At 59.9% G+C, this 20,498-nt stretch carries 15 protein-coding genes and 1 pseudogene; 11 read left to right on the top strand and 5 right to left on the bottom strand.

Features of this window, described 5'->3' with window-relative positions; translation table 11 throughout:
* The first annotated feature begins 2 nt into the window (after positions 1–2).
* Together QA644_RS25490 and fdhA are read left to right on the top strand one after the other, a co-directional pair.
* Positions 3–818: a Ku protein gene (locus QA644_RS25490; protein WP_283073786.1), complete on the top strand. Its 816-nt coding sequence runs from the start codon at positions 3–5 to the stop codon at positions 816–818.
* Between the two features lie 136 nt (positions 819–954).
* Positions 955–2,145 (top strand): formaldehyde dehydrogenase, glutathione-independent, encoded by a 1,191-nt coding sequence (gene fdhA, locus QA644_RS25485; RefSeq protein ID WP_074071636.1) that lies wholly within the window; start codon positions 955–957, stop codon positions 2,143–2,145.
* A gap of 68 nt (positions 2,146–2,213) precedes the next feature.
* Here fdhA and ligD read toward each other — a convergent pair.
* The 4 genes and pseudogenes from ligD to QA644_RS25465 form a co-directional block, all read right to left on the bottom strand.
* Positions 2,214–4,719: pseudogene (gene ligD, locus QA644_RS25480) on the bottom strand (DNA ligase D).
* A 2-nt stretch (positions 4,720–4,721) separates the two neighbouring features.
* Positions 4,722–5,567 (bottom strand): Ku protein, encoded by an 846-nt coding sequence (locus QA644_RS25475; RefSeq protein WP_239600977.1) that lies wholly within the window; start codon positions 5,565–5,567, stop codon positions 4,722–4,724.
* A gap of 21 nt (positions 5,568–5,588) precedes the next feature.
* Entirely contained in the window at positions 5,589–5,819 is a 231-nt protein-coding gene (locus QA644_RS25470; RefSeq protein WP_074064889.1) for a DUF2188 domain-containing protein, read from the bottom strand.
* A gap of 15 nt (positions 5,820–5,834) precedes the next feature.
* On the bottom strand, positions 5,835–6,101 hold the full coding sequence (locus QA644_RS25465) for a hypothetical protein (protein ID WP_022716615.1): 267 nt from the start codon (positions 6,099–6,101) through the stop codon (positions 5,835–5,837).
* A gap of 625 nt (positions 6,102–6,726) precedes the next feature.
* Here QA644_RS25465 and QA644_RS25460 point away from each other — a divergent pair.
* From QA644_RS25460 to QA644_RS25420, 9 genes are all read left to right on the top strand, one after another.
* Positions 6,727–8,082 carry a DUF882 domain-containing protein gene (locus QA644_RS25460; protein ID WP_283073785.1) on the top strand — a complete coding sequence of 452 codons (1,356 nt, stop codon included), beginning with the start codon at positions 6,727–6,729 and terminating at the stop codon, positions 8,080–8,082.
* 237 nt (positions 8,083–8,319) lie between these two features.
* Positions 8,320–9,369, top strand: a complete 1,050-nt coding sequence (locus QA644_RS25455) for a murein L,D-transpeptidase family protein (protein WP_283073784.1) — start codon at positions 8,320–8,322, stop codon at positions 9,367–9,369.
* Between the two features lie 275 nt (positions 9,370–9,644).
* Entirely contained in the window at positions 9,645–10,076 is a 432-nt protein-coding gene (locus QA644_RS25450) for a ParB N-terminal domain-containing protein (protein WP_283073783.1), read from the top strand.
* A complete protein-coding gene (locus QA644_RS25445; protein ID WP_283073782.1) occupies positions 10,073–11,446 on the top strand; it encodes a Y4yA family PLP-dependent enzyme in 1,374 nt (457 codons plus the stop codon). The genes QA644_RS25450 and QA644_RS25445 overlap by 4 nt, the downstream gene beginning before the upstream one ends.
* Positions 11,447–12,457, top strand: a complete 1,011-nt coding sequence (locus QA644_RS25440) for a cysteine synthase family protein (protein ID WP_283073781.1) — start codon at positions 11,447–11,449, stop codon at positions 12,455–12,457.
* The gene (locus QA644_RS25435) at positions 12,454–13,593 is read left to right on the top strand and encodes an NAD/NADP octopine/nopaline dehydrogenase family protein (RefSeq protein ID WP_283073780.1); all 1,140 of its coding nucleotides are present in this window, start codon (positions 12,454–12,456) and stop codon (positions 13,591–13,593) included. Before QA644_RS25440 ends, QA644_RS25435 begins: the two co-directional genes overlap by 4 nt.
* Positions 13,593–15,479 (top strand): IucA/IucC family protein, encoded by a 1,887-nt coding sequence (locus QA644_RS25430; protein ID WP_283073779.1) that lies wholly within the window; start codon positions 13,593–13,595, stop codon positions 15,477–15,479. The genes QA644_RS25435 and QA644_RS25430 overlap by 1 nt, the downstream gene beginning before the upstream one ends.
* On the top strand, positions 15,476–16,705 hold the full coding sequence (locus tag QA644_RS25425) for an MFS transporter (protein WP_283073778.1): 1,230 nt from the start codon (positions 15,476–15,478) through the stop codon (positions 16,703–16,705). Before QA644_RS25430 ends, QA644_RS25425 begins: the two co-directional genes overlap by 4 nt.
* Before the next feature lie 53 nt (positions 16,706–16,758).
* On the top strand, positions 16,759–17,865 hold the full coding sequence (locus QA644_RS25420) for an ABC transporter substrate-binding protein (protein WP_283074025.1): 1,107 nt from the start codon (positions 16,759–16,761) through the stop codon (positions 17,863–17,865).
* 259 nt (positions 17,866–18,124) lie between these two features.
* On the opposite strand, the gene QA644_RS25415 is transcribed toward QA644_RS25420, so the two are convergent.
* A complete protein-coding gene (locus QA644_RS25415; RefSeq protein WP_283073777.1) occupies positions 18,125–20,266 on the bottom strand; it encodes a TonB-dependent siderophore receptor in 2,142 nt (713 codons plus the stop codon).
* Positions 20,267–20,498: the final 232 nt, after the last annotated feature.

The raw sequence follows: 20,498 nt of genomic DNA, 5'->3' as shown, positions 1-20,498 counted from the left end.
CCATGGCGCGGCAGACTTTCTGGAAAGGCTATCTCAAGCTGTCGCTCGTCACGGCGTCAGTCTCGCTGACGGCGGCCACGACCGAGAGCAATAAGGTCCGCTTCCATGTTCTCAATCGCAAGACCAGCAACCGGGTCGAAAGCCGCTATGTCGACAGCGTCACCCATAAGGCCGTGTCCGCAAAGGAACAGGTCAAGGGTTATCCGAAGGGCGAGGACGATTACGTCATTCTCGAAGACGATGAGATCGAGGAGGTCGGGCTCGAAAGCACCCGTACCATCGACATCGACACGTTCGTGCCGCGCGGCTCGATCGACTGGATCTGGTACGACAAGCCGCATTTTCTGGCGCCGGAGGACAAGGTCGGTACAGAGGCCTTCTGCGTCATTCGCGAAGCGATGAGGGCAAACAACGTGGTCGGCATCGCAAGGCTGGTGCTTTATCGCCGTGAAAGGGCGGTGCTTCTCGAGCCTCAAGGCAAGGGCATCATTCTCTGGACGTTGCATTACGGCAACGAGGTCCGAGAGCCGGTCGCGCACCTGGATATCGACACCAAAGTCGACAACAAGGTGCTCGCCATGATGAAGCGCCTTGTCAAGGAAGAGACGAAAGAGTGGAATGTCTCTATGGTGCAGGATCCGATTCAGAAGCGGCTGAAAACAATGATCCGCAACAAGACGAAGAGCCTCAAGCAGGCTGCCCCCACAAAGAAACGGCCCGCTGTCAAATCGACCGGCAATGTCATCAACATCATGGACGCCCTGAAGAAGAGCTTGGCCGCCGAAGGCGAAAAACCGAGGTCGCCAAGATCTCACTGAGGGCAGCGGCCATTTCCGGCCCCAAATCGTCGTAAACGGAACGGCGCGCCCGCCATTCTGCACTAATCTGTTCGAAGCAGCCGGCATGGAGAGGAGCCATGCTCGGTTGGTCACATTTTCAACGGAGGAGATGAAAATGAGCAAGAACCGAGGCGTCGTCTATTTGCGGCCCGGCAAGGTCGAGGTCCGCGACATCGACGATCCGAAACTGGAAGCGCCGGATGGCCGCCGCATCGAGCATGGCGTCATCCTGAAGGTAATCTCCACCAATATCTGCGGCTCCGACCAGCATATGGTCCGCGGCCGCACGACAGCCATGCCCGGTCTCGTTCTCGGCCACGAAATTACCGGTGAGATCATCGAAAAGGGCGTCGATGTCGAAATGCTGAGCATCGGCGATATCGTTTCCGTGCCCTTCAACGTTGCCTGCGGCCGCTGCCGCTGCTGCAAAGCCCAGGACACCGGCGTCTGCCTGACGGTCAACCCTTCGCGCGCTGGCGGGGCTTATGGCTATGTCGACATGGGCGGGTGGATCGGCGGCCAAGCCCGCTACGTCATGATCCCCTACGCCGATTTCAATCTGCTGAAACTTCCCGATCGCGACAAGGCAATGGCGAAGATCCGCGATCTCACCATGCTTTCCGATATCCTTCCGACGGGCTTCCACGGCGCAGTGCGCGCCGGCGTCGGCGTCGGCTCGACGGTCTATGTCGCAGGCGCCGGTCCGGTCGGCATGGCCGCTGCCGCTTCTGCCCGCATCCTCGGTGCGGCCGTCGTCATGATCGGCGATTTCAACAAGGATCGTTTGGCCCATGCCGCCAAGGTTGGCTTTGAACCGATCGACCTTTCCAAGAGCGACCGCCTCGGCGACATGATTGCTCAGGTCGTCGGCACCAATGAGGTGGACAGCGCCATCGACGCCGTCGGCTTCGAAGCCCGCGGTCATTCGGGCGGCGAGCAGCCGGCAATCGTGCTCAACCAGATGATGGAGATCACCCGTGCGGCCGGTTCGATCGGAATTCCGGGCCTCTACGTCACCGAAGATCCAGGCGCCGTCGACAATGCCGCAAAACACGGCAACCTCTCGCTCCGTTTCGGCCTCGGCTGGGCAAAGGCCCAATCCTTCCACACCGGCCAAACGCCTGTCCTGAAATACAATCGTCAGCTGATGCAGGCGATCCTCCACGACCGCCTACCGATTGCCGACATCGTCAATGCCAAGGTGATCTCACTGGAGGAAGCTGCGCAAGGCTATGAGAGCTTCGACCAGGGAGCCGCCACCAAATTCGTGCTCGACCCGCACGGCGAAGTTGCGAAGGCAGCCTAGTTGCTGGAACCAACGCATTGTCAGTCTCTCCTCCACGGGAGAGGCTGACGGCAGGCCACTGCCAGGCGCTAACGCTTCTTCTTTTTCTCAAGCGGCTTTGCTGCCGCAAAGAACCCGTCCCACGGGTCTTTCGGCAGCGCGTCGAGCCGCGGCGGCGTGTTCTCGATGGTGAAATAGGCCGGGCCGATGTCGGCGGTGAGTTCGGTCCATTCCAGCGGCATCGAGACGGCCGCTCCCGGCCGGGCACGCGTCGAATAGGCGGCGACTGCGGTGTTGCCGCGGCCATTGCGCAGGTAGTCGATGAAGATCTTGCCGGTGCGTTCGGCTTTCGTCGCCTTTGCGATGTAGCGGTCCGGGCTTTCTGCGGCCATGGTGTCCGCCAGCCGTTTCGCAAAGGCCTTCACCTCCGCCCAACCTGCTTTTGGCTTCAGTGGCGTGACCACATGCAGGCCCTTGCCGCCGGAGGTCTTGACGAAGCCGGCAAGTCCTTCGGCCTCCAGGCGCTCTTTGATCTCGCGCGCGGCAGCGATGACATTATCCCACGCAACCTCGCCGCCCGGATCGAGGTCCATGGTTATCATGTCCGGTTTTTCCCAATTGTCCGTCGTCGCGCCCCAGGGATGAATTTCGAGCACAGCCGATTGCACGAGGGCCACCAAACCATCGAAATCGGCAATGCGCAGCAACTTTTCTCCGCCCCTGTCCTTCGGATCCGTGATCTGTTCGATATTCTCGTTCATGCCCTTCCAGGCGTGTTTCTGGAAGAAACGCTGATGTCCTTCAATGCCGTCTGGCAGACGCAGCAGAGCCAAAGGACGATTGACCACGTAAGGCTCCATGAAGCGCCAGACCTGCGCGTAATAATTGGCAAGTCCTTCCTTGGTAACGCCTTCATCCGGCCAGTAAATGCGATCCGGATGGGTCAGCGTCACTTGCGATTTCGGCAGGCTTTTTGCGGTCGTCTTTTCCATCTCGCGCACCACGTCCTTCGCCAGTTTGTCCTCGCGCAAACCGCGGAAAGCGGCGTGCCGCAGGTTACCATCGGCGGACCACGCGCGAAATTCCACCTCCGCGACAAGCTCCAGCTTCACATAAATAAGCCCGCGCCGTTCCTCCGACGTCAGCTTACCGTCAAAACAACTCCCCTTCTCTTCGATTTTGGAAAGCCGCTCATAGAGATCCTGGGCCACCGTGGCTGTGTAGCCGGTGCCGACACGTCCGACATGCTTCAGCTTGCCATTATCATAGTAACCCATCGCCAACGAGCCGATCGCATTCTTCATGGAGGTCGATGGCACATAACCACCAATGACAAGCTCCTGCCGGTGCGAGCACTTGGCCTTGATCCAATTGCCATTGCGGCCGGACGTATAGGGGCTGTCGCACTGCTTGGAGATGACGCCCTCCAGGCTCAGCCTGCAGGCGTGATCGAAAACCAGGCCGCCGTTCTCGTTGAAATGCTCGCTGAAACGCAGCTTGTTGTTTCCGCCAAGCAGCGTTTTTTCAAGCAGACTTTTGCGCTCCATCAAACGCGCGGCACGTAGATCACGGCCGTCAAGATACATCAGATCAAAAGCGTAGAAGATGAAGCGATCATAGCGTCGCTCGCTCAGGTCCTGCTGAAGCGCGGAAAAATCGGAAGCGCCGGTATCCCGCTCTACCACCAGCTCCCCGTCGATAATCGCCGATTGGATTGGCAATGCCATGAAGGCGTCGACGATGTCCCTGCCGAACTTTTCCGTCCAGTTGAGCCCCGTGCGGGTCAGCATCGTCACCTTTCCCTTTTCGATCCGGACCTGCAGCCGATAACCATCGAATTTGATCTCGTGGATCCAGCCGTCGCCGGCCGGCGGCCTGGCCTTCAGCTTGGCAAGTAACGGCTCCACAAAATCGGGCATCGCCGCTTTCTTGGCGCCCTTTTGGCCAATCGTGGACTTGCGGTCCAACCTTCTTTGTCCTTGACGTGACAGTCTTGTCGCCGCCCTTCGGTTTGGAATTCCAGGTATCGGTCGGATTCTTGGCGACCTCTTCAATGCGCCGTCCGGTCTTTGCCGATTCCGGCCGTTGTTCCAAAATGTCTTTGCCGTCATGGCGCGCCTCGGCGTCGTCTCCCTTGATCAGCAACCAGTTCTCATGCCTTTCACCCGGGCGCCCGTGCATTCGCACCAGATGCCAGCGTCCTTTCAGCTTTTCGCCATCAAGCTCGAATTCGATATGACCCTTTCGATAGGCGATCTTTGCATCGGCAAGCGGCGTCCAGGTGCCACGATCCCAGATGATCACAGTACCGCCGCCATACTGCCCCTTCGGGATGATACCTTCGAAATCGCCGTAGGAAAGGGGGTGATCCTCCACGTGGACGGCGAGGCGCTTGTCCTCCGGATTGAGGCTTGGTCCCCGGGTCGCGGCCCAGCTTTTCAGGACCCCGTCTATCTCCAGCCGGAAGTCATAATGCAGCCGCGTGGCATCGTGCTTTTGAATGACAAAACTGTTTCTAAGCCTGCGGCCTTTAGCGTCACGCGGTTCAGGGGTGATCCTGAAGTTGCGTTTTGCCTGATAGGTCTCGAGCGCCATGGTCAGCCAGCTTTCGTGCGGCGGCTATCGGAGGCAGGGCGCTGCGCCGTCCCTTTCGCAGGCGCTTTCTTTTCACTCAACTTGGCACTCTGGCGCAGCGCCTCCATCAGATCGACAACCTTGCCCTCCGGCTTCGGCTTCCTCTTCGGCAGTGCCCTTCCCTCGACCTTGGCCTTCACCAATTCGGTCAGCGCCGCCTCGTAGCGATCCTCGTATTCGCTCGGCTCGAACACGCCCTTCTTCGTACCGATGATATGACCGGCAAGCTCGAGCATCTCCTTGTCGAACTTGATGTCCGGAATGTCCTTGAAGACCGGATCGGCAGAACGAACCTCGTAGTCGAAGTTCAACATCGTCGCGATGACGTAGTCCTCACGCGGGCGGATCAGCAGGGTCCGGTTGCGCCGGAAGAGCACGGCCTCGGCAAGCGCTGCCACCTTGTTTTCACGCATGCTCCTCGCAATCAGGCGCAGCGCCTCTTCGTCATTCTCATCGACAGGTGCAAGATAGTAAGGACGGTCGAAATAGAGCTTGTCGATTTCATCGAGAGCAATGAAGCTCTGGACATCCATGACCTTGTCGCTCTCGGGCATGACATTGGCAATCTCGTCGCCTTCGATGACGATGTATTCGCCATTGTCCATCCGGTAACCCTTGACCTGATCCTCACGCTCCACAGGCTTGCCGGTCTCGCTGTCCACGAACTGACGCTCGACGCGATGGCCGGTCTTCCGGTTGATGATATTGAAGGAGAGCCGGTCCGATGCGGAAATTGCCGTATAAAGCCCGACGGCGCAGACGAGGTCGCCGATCCTCAGATGACCCTTCCAGCTTGCCCGCGCTGCCATCCCCGTCTCCTGCGTTGTCGATCAGAGCCTGCTTCCGCTCTTATCCGTTTCAAGCGGCACAAACCGCCAGCCGCCGTCCGGAGCCGGAAAAGCCAGCGTAGCGTCGCCGTCGCCGATCTTCTGGCGGGACGCTGCGCGTTTGGCGTGATTGATCGCTTCTTCGACGGTCGCATAGGTTTCGGAAAGCGTGCCGCCGAGCTTGTATGCCCAGCCTTCGTCATGCGGCACAATCTGATAGGTAATGTCGACCATAATCCTGTCCTCTCTTCAGTCGTCATCGCGTGGCGCTGCTTTGCGGCGCTCATCCAAGGCGATAATCTTTTCGACGGATGCGATATCGTCGCTGGTAACGGGCCGCACGGGGTCCGCGGCGATCGCTTCGAGCACTTCGTCTGAAAGCGCGCCGTTGCGGATTGCCCATTCCAATGTTTCACGCGTTTCCCGCTCTGCCTTCAGCTGCGCATAGAGTGCCACGATCAGCCGGTCGCGGGGATCGAACCCGCTCTTCGGCGCCATGTTCCGGATGTTCGGCATGCAGGTGGCCCTTCGAGATTTCTCCTGATCAAAGCTTTTCAACTGATTACAGCCCGAAAAGTTCCGATATTTCAGCACCAAAGCGCGACTGGGCGATGCTTGGCTGCGGATCACCTGTCCTTGGAGGGCAGGTGCCATGAGCAAAGTCCATGATGAAACCGAGTTTTCCCGCGAAAAGTCACATCACAGCAGCAGCTCGGAAACGAATGGAGCCGGGATGCGGTTTGTTACCTAGCTCGGCTTCTGATTTGAGTCCCTGCCATCCTTCGGACTCTGCCCGACACGCAACCGGGTCCTGAGCGGCACCCTGAGGCTGAGGCGCTGCAGTCCAGGACCTGGAAGTCGTCGAGGCGCCGAAATCGTGGCAACAACCAACGTTTTCGTGAACGCAAAGCCGATCAATGAGTTCAGTCCGAGGGGCTGCACGATCTGGCAAGCCCAAGCCAGAAAATGGAGACGATATTCGCGTTTGAAAAGCTGGCCGTCCTCGGATGGCCCCGCTGCCTCGATTCACCGAGCCTAAGCATCCGTCTGTTAGGAATTTGTTGACCATAAAGTGGTTCTACTGAGCGCGATTGATGCGGACGTTCCCGCACGTCGTCGAGTGTTTTTGTGTGAGACGGGATTGTTCGTGTCGAAATATCCAGTGAAAGGGTTCTGGGGTGCAGCATCGGACGGCGCGGTCGCCGCACTCTTTTCGCGTGTGGGACGGCTCGTCGCGCAGACCATCCTGCGAACTCTGCTCGCGCTCCCCGCGCTTATCGGTTCTGCATCTTTTGCCTCCGCGGAAGATCGTACGCTGAAGCTGTTCTTTACCCATACGGGCGAGAGGGCCACGATTACCTACAAGCGCGACGGAAGGTTCGATCCAAAGGGCCTGTCCCAGATAAATCGGTTTCTGCGCGACTGGCGAAGGAACGAGCCCACCCGGATGGATCCCCGGCTGCTTGACCTGGTCTGGGAAGTGTACGAGCGCAGCGCCGCGAAGGACTACATCCACATCGTCTCCGCCTACCGTTCTCCGGCCACCAATAACATGCTCCGCAACCGTTCGCGCAGTACGGGCGTCGCCAAGAAGAGCCAGCACATGCTTGGCAAGGCGATGGACTTCTACGTTCCAGGTGTGAAGCTTTCGACGCTGCGTACCCTTGCAATGCAGATGCAGGCCGGTGGTGTCGGATATTATCCGACATCGGGATCGCCGTTCGTGCATCTCGACGTCGGCAACGTCCGGGCTTGGCCCCGCATGTCTCGGCAAGAACTTGCTCGAATATTCCCGAACGGGCAGACGATGCATCTTCCAGCCGATGGCCGGCCGCTGCCGGGATATAACCAGGCGGTTGCCAACTATAGGAAGCGCGCCGGCGCCGCCTCCATCCAGATCGCCAGCACCGCTGGAGAAGACGATGACGCAGGAACGTCGGGCCGCGACGCGATAGACAATAGCCTCGTGACGGCGCTCCTGCCCACGCCGCGAAGCCGCGCATTGAATGCGCTGGCCTTGCAGACCGACGCGGCCGAGCGGGACGACGAACGGTCCTCCCTGGATCTTTCATCGTTCCCGATCCCGATACCGGCAATGCGGCCAGCCGACTTGGGGGCCGACGCCAAGCTGGAGATTGCTTCGATTGGCCCAATCGGCATGCTTCCGGATAAACGGACATCTGCATTGCCGACCTATAGCGGCTTCAAGCCTTTCGCTGCCGCACATCGCGCCTCACAAGAGGACGCGAACGTGATCGCCTCCCTGCCAATGACTGCCTCCTGGGAGGAGGCAGATCTATTCGGATCGATTTCAGACGGGGCGCTGATGAATTGGGCGCTGCATCCCCCGGGCGCGGTGATTGGAATGAGAGCGCCTCGCGTTTCGCGCCGCACGGTTCAGCATAATTCGGATGCCGCATCCGGTACGAACATCATTCCGGTCGCCGCCACTGACCGGTTCGACGCCGACCGGTTTGCCTCACCCCCCGAGGGCTAAGCACATTCGTCATCGCGGCGGCGGCCGTGATCCTCCGCAGGTCGTCCCCGTCGGCCCTTGCTGCGGAGATCAGGCCCGCCCTCTCGAACTGCAGGAAGGCCGACATCCATATCCTTCGTCCACCTTCCCCGTCGAATTCCGAAACGGACTGGGATAAGAAGTGACTGCCGCTGTCTTTGTCTTCCCGGCAAAGAGCCACCTCGAGGCACCGCGCGATGCCGCCCCGGAAGACAAGACATGAATGATACCAAACTCTGTCGCAGTCCTCTTGACCGCCTGTCACGCCTGCGAGGCGTCGTGCCGGCTGCCATGATGATCCTGATCGCGACTGCGACCAGCGGCTGCGTGCAGACGGCGCTGGACGATCTCGGCGACGCTGCTCCTCAGATCTCAACCAAGACAATGGCGGAGATGCGTAAGAAGAAAATGTCGCCTCAAAGCCCGGTGCTCGTTCGAACCTTCAAGGAGGAGAGCGAGCTCGAGGTGTGGAAGCAGGACGCCACGGGGCGTTATCGCCTGCTGAAATCCTTCCCGATATGTCGGTGGTCGGGCAAGCTCGGACCCAAGAAGACCGACGGCGACCGCCAAGCTCCCGAAGGCTTTTATTCGGTCAGCAAGAGCATGCTGAACCCTAGGTCCCAGTACTACCTTTCCTTCAACCTGGGTTATCCCAACAGGCTCGAATCCGCCCTTGGATATAGCGGCACGGCGCTCATGGTGCATGGTGCGTGCTCCTCCGCCGGCTGCTACGCGATGACTGACCAGGGCGTCGGCGAGATCTATGCAATCGTCAATGCCTCGCTGGGCGGCGGCCAAACATCATTCCAGGTTCAGGCGCTCCCCTTCCGTATGACGGCGAAAAACATGGCCGAACACAGAAGCGACCCCAATTTCGCCTTCTGGAAGACATTGAAGTCGGGATATGACGCCTTCGAGGCGACGAGGACGGAACCCAGGATTTCCGCATGTGGGGGAAAATACGTCGTTAACGCCGAATTTCAGGGAGGCGATCCAGACGATCCGTTGGCCGCGTGCCCTGCGCGCATCGACACCCCCGATCCTGCAGTCGCCGCCAGGATAAAGACGGAAGATGCCGAGCTTGCCGCGCTGCTCGAAAAGGACGGCCCTTCTCATCTGACAGCCTATGTCGACGGCGGCATGCACCCAAGCTTTCGAGTGCTTCTCAAGCAGAACGGCCCTAAGAGGCTGGCAGAGAAGATCTCCAACATCGACTATCCCGTAAGCCAGCCAGATGCAGCGCTGGCTGACCCTTACGAAAAGGAATGATTTCAGCCGCAGTCTCGCTTGTCATGCCCGCGAAGCATTGCCCAACGGCAAACGGCCTCTTTCGTCGCTACGTCCGAGGCTTGTCTCGTTTTGGACGAGATGGATCCACGGCCTTTAGGAAAGCGGTAACGCTATTAGGCGTTCTCTAACTCGTGTAGCAATCGGTCATTGAGGCGCTGTTGACGCCGCAATCACCGCTGGTTATAGCGGCCATTATCTTGAGTCATTGACTCAAGTATAAAATGCGATGCAAAGCGAGCATGAGGCCGGACCGCATGGAATATTGCCTTCTCTCCCCAGCACGATTGATCCCAACAGAAGAGGTGAATTTCGACAGAGTCGATGCATTACAAGCCAAAATCCTGAAAGCAGGTGCATGGACCGCGCCAATAACGGCAGAAAAAGATGCCCTGTTCGTCATGGACGGCCATCACCGACTGACGGTTGCACATCGCCTAAAGCTCGCCAAGATACCCGTGGTCCTTCTCGACTACAATTCAGTGCGGGTGGAAAGTTGGCGCCTGGGTGAGGAGATCACCCCTGCGGAAATCTTCGAAATGGCGCGCAGCGGCCGCAAGTTTCCCTACAAAACAACACGGCACATCTTTGCCCAGGGCGTGCCGACATGCGATGTCCCTCTTGAGCTTTTGTGCAAGCCCGCTTCGTCAGAAATGGCGCCTCTACGCGCTTCCGGGGCGCTGTCATGACGTTGCATTGCCACAAGATCGACTCTGACCTGCCGCCGATTTTACGATCGGCGACTGCGGACCTTCTCACCCGGCACGATCCTCTTCTTCTCGACTGGGTTGCCCGTTTCGGCTCACCGCTCAATTTGGTCTGGCCGGACGCGTTGCAGGACAACTTTGCGGCGTTAAGAACCGTGCTGACGGAGGGCGGCGTCGAGCATGCGATCTATTATGGAGTGAAAGTCAACAAATCGCCCGGCCTCATGCAGGCGGCGCTCGGCTCAGGCGCTGGACTCGACGTCTCCAGTCTTTATGAACTTCGCGACGCAAGGCGGCTTGGGGCCAATGGTGCCCGGCTCGTGGCGACCGGACCGGCGAAAACGGGGGCATTCCATCAAGAGCTCATTGATTGCAACGCGCTGATATCGGTGGACTCGCCCGAGGAGCTGGAAGAACTGGTCGTTCGCTTGCCGGCACATGCCAGCCCGCACCCGATCCTCCTGCGGCTTCGGGCGAGGGATCAGAGCAAGAGCCGTTTCGGCATGCCGGCGGAGACCGTCATTCCTTGCCTTGCCCGTATTGCACGGGAAAGCAGATTGCGCTTCGACGGGCTACATTTCCATCTCAGCGGATATGGCTGGGAGACCCGCTTGGCAGCACTGAACGAGGCCGCTGAACTCATTGCCGAAGCGCGGGCCATGAGACTTTCTCCGCGCATGATCGACATCGGTGGGGGCTTGCCAGTTCAATACGTCGATCAGTTGAAATATCAGGCGCATATCGCAGCCCAGACGCCTGAGGACTATCGTACCGGAAAAATACCGGGCTCGTTCTATCCCTACGGCAGCGCTCTCGCAGCGCCGGATTGGCTGCGCCGCCTCTTGCAGGCTGAGATGAGCGAAGGCCGCAGCGTCGCGACCTATTTTAGGCAGGAGCAGCTCGTTCTGGCAATGGAGCCGGGCCGCGCCTTGGCGGACCAGGCGGCCATTACGGTCGTTCGGGTAACGCGCGTGAAATCCCTCGATGCGGGCACGTACGTCATCTTCGTTGAAGGCAGCAGCTTCAGCGCCTGCGAAACCTGGTTTGCCTCCGAGTTTCTGGTCGATCCGATTCTCGTGCCAGCCGCCAGACCGCTCTCCGTGTCTTCCCCAATCCGGGCCTATCTCGCCGGACATAGTTGTCTCGACGAGGACGTTCTCAGCAACAGGTGGCTGACCTTCCCCGTCACCCCGCAAGCCGGAGACCTCCTGGTCTTCGCCAATACTGGCGGTTACCAGATGGATCTTCTCGAAAACGAATTCCACCGCCACCCGATGCCCGCCCGCCTATGCGTCGTCGGGGACGCTAAAGGGCATCCCATCCTCATTCCCGACGCAGTCGAAGAGGTTTAAATGCTGCACACGACCGTAACGCAATTGATCGGCCAAACTCCGGTAATGTCGATTGACGTGCCGAACCGCGAAGCCGTCTTGGTATTGAAGATAGAGAAGAACAATCCCGGCGGCTCGATGAAGGACCGCATGGCACGCAGCATGGTTGTCGCCGCTCTCGAAGACGGGCGCCTCGCGCCGGGAGGCACCATCGTCGAATCATCCTCCGGCAATACTGGCACCGGCCTTGCGCTCGCTGCACTGGAGTTCGGGCTGCGCTTTATCGCAGTGGTGGACCATCATGCGGCACCCGACAAGGTCCGCATGATGCGGGCACTCGGCGCCGAGATCCGCTACGTCGAAGGCGATTTTCGCGAGGACGAAGTTGCCGTCGTCGAGCGACAAAGGCTGGCCGCACAGCTAGGAGCCCAGCTTCCAGGCGCGTTGTTCATGAACCAATCCGACAATCCGGCAAATCCGGAAGGCTATGCCGGTCTCGTCGACGAGTTGCTGACCCAACTCCCGGACGGCATTGATGCCTTTGTCGGTTGCGTCGGGACAGGCGGCTCTATGACTGGGATCTCCCAGCGCCTCAAGCGCCACAACCCGGCCGTGCGCACGATCGCGGTCGAGCCGGCAGGATCGATTGTCTTCGGCAAGCCTGGGCATCCCTACTATCAATCCGGAACGGGAACGCCGGCAGGTGACGAGGTCGGTAAAGTGCTGGACTATGGCTGCATTGACGAGGGCGTCCAGGTGACGGACACCCAAGCCTTCGAGACGGCGCGCTACATCGCACGCAGCAAAGGACTGCTGGTGGGCGGTTCAACGGGCGGCGCCATCTACAAGGCGCTGGAGCTTATCGCCGCCGGCAAGCTGACAGGCACGGTCGTGACGACGGTCGCGGATGGCGGAGAGAAATATCTGGGTTCGATTTTCGACGACGAATGGATGGCAAAGCGCCGCCTTCTCGACCCGGCAATCGCCATCCAGCTGGATGGCTGGCTCTCCGGACGGGCGCGCGCAGCATGAAGGTGACCATTTGTGGCGCTGGCCGCACGGGCCACTTGAACGCGGTTCTTTTCAAGCAGGTTCCAGGTATTGAGGTTTCTGTCCTGACCACTTCCAACACGGTCGCCGGGCGATGGGCAAGTGGCGACGATCTCTGGCAAGCACAGACCCGGGACGATCACATCTTGAGCGCCAGGCCCGACCATGTCGGAACCGATCCTGCCAAGGCGCTTGAGAATGCCGATATGGTCGTCATCACGCAGCCAGCCCAGGCTAGACCGGCACTCTTGCATCGAATCGCGCCGCATTTGCCTCGGGATAAGAGCGTGTATGTCGGAGCAATTCCCGGCTTTTGTGGCTTCGATTGGCTCGCGGCAAAAGCGCTTTCAGGATGCGAGAATGTAGTGATCTGGGGCATGAAGGACGTGCCCCACATCGCCTTCGACCTGGTCGCGGGGCAGAAGGTGCGAATGGGTGGGGCCAAAGCAGAACTCTTTGTCGCTCTTCATCGTCGCGAAAGCGCTGCCAGCGGCGCCGGACTCACGGCAATGTTGAATCGCCTCTACGTGGCGCCCGTCACCCTTTTGCGAGACTACCTTGAGATCACTTTGACGCCGGGCAACGCACTGATGCATCCCGCCATCCTTTACACTCTCATCGGCCCTGGCGCACCCTTCGAGAACAGGCCATTCAACGAACCCCTGTGCTGGTGGAGCGATTGCCCTCAAGCAGGCGCCGAGCTCCTGGAAGCTTGCGACGCGGAGAATCAGGCGATCCGGCGAGCGAGTGAGGCGCGTCTCAGCATTGATTTGAGTTCCGTAAAGCCGCTTCAGCAGGAACTCGTGGAGGCCTATGGGAACCAGATCGCGGACGACCGGACTCTGTACACGCTTCTGCGCACAAATCGCGCCTATGCGGGCATCCGTGCGCCCCTCGTTGCCAACCCCTACGGTCCGGGACTCATCGTCGATCGCGAAAGCCGCGCCTTCCATGAGGATATCGCCTTCGGACAGGCCCTGCTCGTCACAATGGCGGAACGGCTCAATGTGGCGGTTCCCGCCATTGCCAAAACCTATCAATGGGCGCGCGACTATCATGGCGGATTGGCCGACGGAGCGCTCGACTATGTACCATCTGACTGGCCGGAGGCAGCTTAATGGACGAGAAAATTTCTTCTGCAACAGATCAAATTGCGACAGGTGAGACAGAGCTTCTGGAGAAGGCGGCGTGCAATGCGATCAGCCGCCTGGTCCGCTGCCTGTTCGCGGAACGTCTGTTGGATCCGAATGCATTGTTGTGGGCTCATGACGGCAGGCAGGCTTGGATTCCCCTTTGGGTTTCGCGGCGTGTGCTGCACTTTGCCGACCTGTACCTTGCGCCGGCCGGAACATTGCAAAATCGCGGGCAAATCGAAGTGCTGGACGGAACAGGCATCCGATACAGGATCGATGGTCCCGCCGCCCTGATGCGGGAGGTTGCGCCGTCTCTCGCGCTTACGCCTGCGCCCGACGGACTAGAGCACCTGCTCCGCGACGTAGACGATAGCATGCGCAACGACGTTCTCGCACGGCGCCATCGGGAACGCTGGAGCGCCGAACTACGCCAGAAAATCGCTGAGGCCGATGCATCAGGCTTCCTTGCCTATCTCGAAGGAAACCTGTCCCCGCACTTGGCTGCCATGACCCTCGACCAATGGGGTGCGCTTGAGGGCCACCCCTTCTATCCGACATGGAAGGCAAAGCCCGGCCTGCCGCCCGAAGACGTTATTGCACTATCACCGGAGTTCGGCGCCCGTGTGCGGCTTCGCATCGCCGCGTTGCGCAACGACTGGACCTATGTGGAGAAGATGCCGCATGTGGAAAGCTATTCGGGATGGTTTTCGAAGAACTTCCCCGACCTCTGGCAGGACTGGAGCGATCGCCTGAGAGAGCGCGGGAAACTACCCGAAGACTGGCTTCCTTTCCCTGTCCACACATGGCACCTGAAGAATTTTGTGCATCGCGAATTCGCGCCCGAGATCTCGGCGGGTGTTTTCGACCCGGAAGGCCCGGAGATCGTCACGCTGCCGTCCATGTCGTTCCGCACGATGCTGCCGGAGACAGAGGCACCGAGACCTTTCATCAAGCTGCCGGTAGCAATCTGGATGACGAGCGAGCAGCGCACGCTGCAGGCCAAATCGATCCATATGGGGCCTCGCCTCAGCGCGCTGATTTCCGACGTTCTGTCGAAGGAGGAAGATCTCAAAAATGAGCTGGAGATTTTCACCGAAGAGCTGGGCGCCATTCTGCATCATCCGGACACGGGCGACGAGCATCCCGGCCGTTTCCTGTCGGTGGTCTATCGCAGCACCGGTGCCTTGGCACGCGGCGATGGCATGTTGCCCGTAACCGTCGCGGCGCTGCTGACGGCAAGCCCGCTGGACGGCAACCCTCTCATCTGCGAGCTCATCGCCAGAAATGGCAACGAGAGCGAGGCGGCGGTTGCCGCATTCTTCCGCGCCTATGCGCGCACCGTCGTCCGGCCGGCGCTCGCCATGTATCTTCTCTACGGAATTGCTTTCGAGGCGCATCAGCAAAACAGTACGATTCTCTTCGACGATCGTGGCCAGCCGCGGAAACTGCTGATCCGCGACTTCGGCGACGGCCGCAGTTTCGTGCCGCTCTTCAAGGAGCGCGGTTACGCGCTGAAGCCGTTCAGCCGCAAGGGGATTCTGCCGACGACGTTCGACGACGACATCAGTCTCGTCCGCTCCTTCGTCATCGATGCCTGCTTTGTCTGCCACCTTCATGAGATCGCCCTTTGCCTTACCGAGCACTATAAGCTTTCCGGCGACCTTCTATGGTGCATCCTGCGGGAGGAGACAGAAGAGGCGTTCCAGACACTGCGGCCCCGGATGCTGTCTGATGCGTTCTGGCTTGCGGAGCGCGAAGCTTTTCTTGAACTGCCTTGGCCGACCCGTTCGGTCCTGCGGATGCATCTGGAACGCTATCGCGACTATCGGCTCGAACACCAATTGCCCAACCCGCTGGCGGGGGCGCAATGACCAGTGCAGTCGCCGTCCTGCGTGGCTTCGGACCTGTCTTCGCGCTGCTGTTCGGCCTGCAATTCATTTCCATGGGCGCCATGGAAATGAGCGGCCCCTTCTGGCCGATCCAGATCAAGGCGTTGAGCACTTCCGGAACCATCTTCGGTCTCGCCGGAATCGGCGTCTATGTATGTCCGATGCTCGGCGTATCGCTGACGAGCGCCTTTTGGGGGCGCATGGGCGACCGCTACGGCAATCGGTTGATGATGGTCCGCGCCTTGGCGGGCCTGGCGGTCACGCAACTACTTGTCGCCTTTGCGAACGACGTGTGGACCATTCTGGCTCTGCGCTTCCTGCAGGGGGCGTGCGCCGGCTATATCGCCCCGTCCCAGGCCTATAGCGTGCAGGTCACAGGCGGGCGCGATCGCGCGCGTCTCTTCGCCTGGCTCCAGGTGGCAACCAATGTCGGCTCTCTTGGTGGCGCCTTCCTGGGTGGCCTTATCCTTGATGCCTTGCCGTTCGCGGCCGTCAATCTCACCGCCGGCGTGATCTGTGCGCTCTGCGCCATTGTTGCCTGGGGTAGCTTGCCGGTACCGCCAGGAGGGGCGGGCTTCAAGGGTCCGGCAAAGCGGAGCACGGCGGGTCTTGCACCATCGGCCGGCTTATCCGTGCCCGGACTCCTGGCACTGATGGGGATACTGCTGACAAGCAGGATGGTCCTGCAGGTCCCGTTTTCGCTCTTCATGTCGGAGGTCTACAGCGCTCATCATTGGATCACCGGCTTAAGCTACGGGCTCATGGCGCTCGGTTTCGTGGTCACCGCGCCCCTATGGGCACGGCTCTTCGAGGATCGCGCGCCGTCCTTTGTACTCGGATGGAGCGTGTTGATCGCAGCCGGCTGCCTCGCGGTCACCGGTTTTGCCGGCTCGACCCGTGCCATCGGCCTTTTCGCTGCGCTCTATTTCGCTTGGGGCGCGCTCCTTGGAGGAACGACGCCGGTGCTGCTGTCCCTCGTTTCGGCAGCCACGCAAAGCGACCGGCAGGGATCGGTCCTGGGGCTCGCGCAGAGCTGCCAGCAGATTGCTTCGGTCGTCGGGATCATCGCCGGCGTTGTTGCCACGCAACGGTACGGTCTCGAAATCGCGTTCCCGCTCGTTGCGAGCCTTTACGGCCTATCTTTTTTAGTGGCGCTTGGCCTATGGCTCAAATCGCGCCCGTCATCCGACAAAGGAGAATTATCGTGAGGAGAGACCTATCGGCCTTGCGTGCCGTGATTGCGGCTTTTGTGTTGATTGCAATGGGCCCGGCGATCATATTCGCCGGCGAACAGGCAACGCAAGCACCGATCACTGTCACCGACATCGCCGGCCGTGAGGTGACAGTGAACGCGCCGGTCAAGCGGATTTTCCTTGGAGAGGGGCGGCAGCTTTATCTCATCGCCTCGCTCGACAAGGAAGACCCGTTGGCCCGCGTCGTCGGATGGCGCAACGATCTGGTCGAGGCCGATCCGGCCACCTACGCCCAGTATCTCGACGCCTTTCCCCAACTGGCGAAGCTTCCGGCCTTCGCAGGAAAGGAGAATGGGCTGATCGACATCGAATCGACCATCGTCCAGAAGCCCGATGTGGTCCTGCTCAATCTCGAAGCGATGAGGGCCAATCAGGACGTCAACTATATCGAGAGGCTGGCGGAGCTGAAGATTCCGGTCCTCTATATCGACTTCCGTCATGCCCCGCTGAAGAACACCGAACCGACCATTCGCCTCCTTGGCAAGATCATGGCGCGCGATACGCGTGCGGAAGAGATTATCGCTTTCCGGCATCAGGCCATGTCCCGCGTGACCGATGTGCTCGCCCGTGCCAAGCCGCAACGCCCGAGCGTGTTCGTCGAACGGATCGGCGGGTATGCCGATGATTGCTGCCTGTCATTTGGTGCGGAAAACTTCGGCAAATATGTCGAACTTGCCGGCGGCCACAATATCGGCAGCGACTTGCTTCCCTCCACCTTCGGACAGATCAACCCCGAGCAGGTGATCGCCGCCGATCCTGAGCAGGTGGTGGTTACCAGCGCCGACTGGGAAGCCTATGTCCCAGGTGGCAAGTGGATCCCGCTTGGCCCGGGCGCCGATCCCGAGGTGACCCGCAAGAAGCTCGAATGGTTCACCACCCGTAGCGCCTATACCGGCATCGCCGCGCAGAGGACGCGGAATTTCCACGGTATCTGGCACCAGTTCTACAACAGCCCCTACGAGTTCTTTGCGGTCCAGCAACTGGCGAAATGGTTCCATCCGGACCTGTTCGCCGATCTTGATCCGGACGTGACATTTGCGGAATACCACCGCCGCTTCCTGCCTATCCCCTATCGGCCGGGCTATGCCGTCAGCCTTTCTGACAGGGCGAATTAGACAGGAACCAGCCGCGCAATTGGCTTTCCGCAGGCGAGGCTCTTGATACTAGGAGAGCCTCTTCTTGTCTCTTCTTTGTCCGCAACGCAAGCTGAAGCGAAGATTGCTTCCCCGTAGCCGCAATTGGTTGATCGGCAAAATCGCTTTTACGTGTTCCGGTCAGTCGAGCTCCAAACGGCCGAAGCGCCGGCATTTGGCCGGCGCTTCGGTGCGTATCACTAAGGTGGTTCGCCCGTCGGCGGCGGCACTCACCGCGCCGTTAAAAATCAGTCGTCATCGAGACCTTCACCGTCAGCGGTGCTCCCTGCGAGATCGTGCCGAAGCTCGCGACGCCGGACCAATAATCGAGATCGAAGACATTCTCGACTTCGGCGCGGAAGGTGACAGGCTTTTCGTTGATTTCGGTGTGATATCTGGCGCCGAGGTCAAGGCGCGTCCATGAGGGGATTTTCTGTGTATTCGCCGTGTTGACGAACTGCTCGTCCGTGTGGATGACATTGCCGGCAAGCGTTAGGCCCGGCAGGAAGGGCGTATCCCATTCCGCTCCCACATTGAGCTGCACCGACGGCACGCCAATCGGGGTATTGCCTTGGGTTGTTGCGCTGTTCGTTTTCGTCAACTCGCCATGAATGAAGGTCACGCCGCCAAGCACCCGGATCTCAGGCGTTACTTCGCCGAAGATGCTGAGCTCCACGCCGCGGTTGCGCTGCTCGCCGCCCTCGACGAAGACGAGGTCACTGCCGCGCGTCTCAAGCTGACCGAAGGGCTTTTCGATCTGGAACGCGCTGACGGTTACCGCCACTCGTCCGAGGTCGATTTTCGTGCCGATTTCGTATTGTTTGGACCGATAGGGAGCGAGCGTCTCGCCGGCATTGACGGCTGTCGTGGGAGCGGTGTCGCCGACGCTCAGGCCTTCGACATAGTTGGCGTAGAGGGCGACGTTCTCCCACGGCTTGACGACAATACCAGCGAGTGGGGTCACTGCGGCCTCATCGGAAGAGCTGGTGACGTCGCCCGTCACTGGGCTGAAGTTTTCGGTATCGATATGCTGCCAGCGCCCACCCAGCGTCAGTTGCACACGCTCGTCCAGCATTGACATCGTGTCGGAGAGAGCAAAACCGTAGAACGTGTTCTCGGACACCTTCGGCACGTGGCTCGGTTGCGGCACGTCCTGTTCGGGGCGGAAAAGCGGATCAAAGAGGTTGGTAAGTTGCGCGGTACCCGAGTTCGAGCCTCGGTTGAGGGTCTGCTGGAGACCGCTGACCTGGAACGTGACGGTATGCTCCACGGCCTCCGTCTCGAACGCAGCCCTTATGCCTGTCTCGGCCGTGAGCCGGTCGACATCGAAAATGAAATTCTGCGGCGTAATGCTGACGTCGCCGGCGGAGTTAAGAATGGTTGGCGTGCCGAAAAGACGTTCGACGCGCGAATTGCCGCCGCCAACGGCACCGAAGACTGTCACGGTGTCACTGAGATCATATTCGAGGCGCCCCAGCCAGGACAGATCCTTGCTCTTCGACCACTCCCAAGGTTCCTGAACATTTGACCGGCCATCTGGCGCGTCTGGAATTTCTATGCCGGCCATCGGAAAGAACGGACGCTGCGGAGCGTCGAAGTCTTCGCGCTGGCCAATGAAGTCGAGCGTCGCCCTTAGATCTTCGCCCTCGTAGTCGAGAGCGAGAGCGCCCACCGCAATGTCGCGCGACTGATTGTCGATCGGCGTGTCGCCACCGTGAAAACTGCCGTTGAAGCGCACACCAAACTGGCGTTCCTCGCCGAAGCGGCGGCTCAGATCCAGATGGCTGCCGCCGTAAAGATCCGAAGCATAATCGGTTGTCACCCGCGTCAAGTCGACGTCTGAAGCGCGCTTCGGCACAATGTTGATGGTGCCGCCGACGCTGCTGTTCGGCGATATGCCGTAAAGAAGCGCCGTCGGCCCCTTAAGAACCTCCACGCGCTCTGCATAGTCCGTGAACAGGCGGTAGGTCGGAGCGACACCGAATACGCCGTCGAAGGCGACTTCGCCGAAGTTCCCCTCGTTGAGCGGGAATCCCCTGACATAGAAGGAATCGAGCATACCGCCGGACGCATGGGTGCTTCTCACCGATGGATCATTGGCCACAACATCGGCTACCGTCTGAGCGCCTCGATTTTCGATCGTCTCCGCGGTGTAGCTGGTAATGTTGAACGGCGTATCGATGAAGTCCCGGTTGCCGAGCAATCCAATGCGACCGCCGCGCGCCACCTGTCCGCCCGGATATTCGTCCGGAGCCGTGCCTATCGTCGATGTCGAAGACCCCGCCTTGATCTCGATGCGCTCCAACACCGTAGCATCTTGCGCCAGTGCGGCGCGGCTTACCGTCGCCAGCAAAACAGTCAGCAGTCCAACACGCAGTTCCATACACAGCCCCTCTCATGCGCGGACCAATCAAACACTTCGCCTGCCTCGACAGGTGCAAGATGCCGTTGGTTTGAGGGGTGTTAGATAACATGACTATGATTGTCAACATATTCGAAGGATCGGGCAATTTCGCTCCAAAGATTGGCGCTGCACAACCGCTTTTCACTGCCGCTGGTCTTTGACTTCGGTCCGCGTCAGATCTTCACGATCTACTGAGTCTTTCAGCTCGGGG

The organism is Rhizobium sp. CC1099 (genome assembly GCF_029714385.1).
Classification (GTDB): Bacteria; Pseudomonadota; Alphaproteobacteria; order Rhizobiales; family Rhizobiaceae; genus Rhizobium.
Note: the sequence above shows the minus strand (reverse complement) of the source record. Positions and strands in the feature narration are given on the sequence as shown.